Source organism: Spirosoma fluminis, assembly GCF_054778895.1.
This window is the reverse complement of record NZ_BAAGZD010000037.1, coordinates 1-3,190: the sequence shown is the minus strand read 5'-3', so window position 1 is coordinate 3,190 and position 3,190 is coordinate 1. Positions and strand designations below refer to the sequence as shown.

Here is a 3,190-nt window from a genome sequence, read left to right as displayed (position 1 = left end):
GGCTTAGGGTGAAAAGCAAGTAGAAGAGTTGCTCAAGAGTTGAACTATAAGCGTGAGAACACGCAGCAAAAGGGCGTCTGGGGGATGCCTAAGGCTTCTGGTGGCGATGAAGGACGTGGCAAGCGACGAAACGCTTAGGGGACCCGCTGGCAGGGGCTGATCCTAAGGTGTCCGAATGGGGCAACCCACTGTCTTGAAGAGGCAGTACCCTACGGGGGGCAAACGCGGTGAACTGAAACATCTAACTAGCCGCAGGAAGAGAAAACAAACAAGTGATTCCCTGAGTAGTGGCGAGCGAACGGGGAACAGCCCAAACCAGTTGTGTTACGGCACAGCTGGGGTAGTAGGACCCGACATCAAGCCAGCAATCGAACTGAAATGACTTGGGAAAGTCAACCATAGAGGGTGAGAGTCCCGTACGGGTCAGTGCGCTGGTGGGTTGGGGATCCTGAGTAGGGGGGGACCGGAGAAATCCCCTCTGAATCGGCCGGCACCATCCGGTAAGGCTAAATACAACCAGAAGACCGATAGTGCAGAGTACCGTGAGGGAAAGGTGAAAAGTACGGGGAGTACCCGGGTGAAATAGATCCTGAAACCAGGCGCTTACAAGCGGTCGGAGCCTCCAGTGTGGGGTGACGGCGTGCCTTTTGCATAATGAGCCTACGAGTAACCGTCACTGGCGAGGTTAAGTACGTGGACGTACGGATCCGAAGCGAAAGCGAGTCTGAACAGGGCGCTTAGTCAGTGGGGGTTGACGCGAAACTTGGTGATCTACCCGTGGCCAGGCTGAAGGGGTGGTAACACACCGTGGAGGGCCGAACCGATAAGCGTTGAAAAGCTTCCGGATGAGCTGCGGGTAGGGGTGAAAGGCCAATCAAACTGAGAAATAGCTCGTACTCTCCGAAATGTTTTTAGGAACAGCGTTCAGTGTTACTGTCTGTGAGGTAGAGCCACCAACAGGATGCGGGGGAGTCACATCCTACCAACTTCTGATGAACTCCGAATGCGCAGAGAGGTGCTGGGCAGTGAGGGGCAGGGTGCTAAGGTCCTGTTCCGAGAGGGGAACAACCCAGACCATCAGCTAAGGTCCCCAAGTGTGTGCTAAGTTGAACAAAGGCGGTCCGGCTGCTGAGACAGCCAGGAGGTTGGCTTGGAAGCAGCCATTCCTTTAAAGAGTGCGTAACAGCTCACTGGTCGAGCGGGGCGGGCGTCGATAATAAACGGGCATCAAGCACACCACCGAAGCTATGGACATACACTTGGAGTGTATTGTGGTAGGAGAGCATTCTATAGGGGGTGAAGTTGTGGCGTGAGCCATGGTGGACCGTATAGAAAAGCAAATGTAGGCATAAGTAACGAGAATGAGGATGAGAACTCCTCACACCGAAAGGCTAAGGTTTCCTCCGCGATGGCAGTCAACGGAGGGTTAGTCGGGGTCTAAGGGGCAGCCGAAGGGTGGGTCCTGAGGGGAAGTGGGTTAATAGTCCCACACTATCTATGCAGGAAGAACCATGACGGAGCGTCGGGGGTGCTACGTCCGGACGGAAGTGGGCGTTGAGGTGAGGCTTCGGCTGATCCGAAGGACTGAAGAGGCTTCCAAGAAAAGTGGTTGTTCGTTAAGCGCATGGATACCCGTACCGCAAACCGACACAGGTAGCTGGGCAGAATATGCTAAGGTGCGCGAAAGAATCATGGTTAAGGAACTCGGCAAGATGACCCTGTAACTTCGGGAGAAGGGGGGCCTACCCAGCAATGGGAGGTTGCAGAGCAAAGGCCCAGGCGACTGTTTACCAAAAACACAGGACTCTGCTAAAATGAAAGTTGACGCATAGGGTCTGACACCTGCCCGGTGCTGGAAGGTTAAGGGGGGAGCTTAGGGGGTAACTCCGAGGGTTTGAACTGAAGCCCCAGTAAACGGCGGCCGTAACTATAACGGTCCTAAGGTAGCGAAATTCCTTGTCGGGTAAGTTCCGACCTGCACGAATGGTGTAACGATCTGGGCACTGTCTCAACCATGAGTTCGGTGAAATTGTAGTAGCGGTGAAGATGCCGCTTACCCGCCACGGGACGGAAAGACCCCGTGCACCTTTACTACAGCTTAACATGGATCGCCGGTCAGGTATGTGTAGGATAGGCGGGAGGAGTTGAAGCGGTGTCGCCAGGCATCGTGGATCCGCCCTTGAAATACCGCCCTTGGCTGACTGGCGGTCTAACTCCGGTGAGGAGAACAGTGTTTGGTGGGTAGTTTGACTGGGGTGGTCACCTCCGAAAGGGTAACGGAGGTTTCCCAAGGTTTGCTCATGCCGGACGGTAATCGGCAGGGGAGTGCAATAGCAGAAGCAAGCTTGACAGTGAGGCCTACAAGCCGATCTGGTGCGAAAGCAGGGTATAGTGATCCGGTGGTTCCGCATGGAAGGGCCATCGCTCAAAGGATAAAAGGTACGCCGGGGATAACAGGCTGATCTCCCCCAAGAGCTCACATCGACGGGGAGGTTTGGCACCTCGATGTCGGCTCGTCACATCCTGGGGCTGGAGAAGGTTCCAAGGGTTCGGCTGTTCGCCGATTAAAGTGGCACGCGAGCTGGGTTCAGAACGTCGTGAGACAGTTCGGTCCCTATCTGTGGTGGGCGTGGGATGACTGCGGGGGTCTGTCCTTAGTACGAGAGGACCGGGATGGACATACCGCTGGCGGATCGGTTGTTTGGCCGCAGGCACGGCCGAGTAGCTACGTATGGTTAAGATAAGCGCTGAAGGCATCTAAGTGCGAAACTGGCCCCAAGATGAGTCATCTGCGAAAGGGTTGTGCGAGACGAGCACGTGGATAGGCGGCAGGTGTACGCGGTGAGAGCCGTTGAGCTGAGCCGTACTAATGAGCCCGGGCGCGTGTTTAACGGTTATGGGACAGACTTTGAGCAGGTCGAGTACGAAGTGAATCACCAGGTCTTTCTCTGTGGGGCAAACGACAAAGGGCATTGTTGGTTGGGGCAGGTCTCCGATCGACGAAGGAACATACAGGTTGGTGCTGGTAAGGCGGGTGAACACCTCTTCCATTCCGAACAGAGCCGTTAAGCCCCGTACTGCCGATGGTACTGCTGTCACAAGCGGGAGAGTAGGAAGGTGCCACCTGGTGTCATTGTAAAGGCGATAGCCCATCCCGGAAGGGGTGGGCTATCGCCGTTTATAGGGTTTT

Annotated in this window: 2 rRNA genes; both read left to right on the top strand. The window is 55.3% G+C overall.

Going from position 1 to position 3,190, the window contains the following annotated elements:
* Window positions 1–56: 56 nt before the first annotated feature.
* Window positions 57–2,891 (top strand): 23S ribosomal RNA (locus tag ACYVBJ_RS21820).
* A 124-nt stretch (window positions 2,892–3,015) separates the two neighbouring features.
* Window positions 3,016–3,126 (top strand): 5S ribosomal RNA (gene rrf / locus ACYVBJ_RS21815).
* Window positions 3,127–3,190 lie beyond the last annotated feature (64 nt).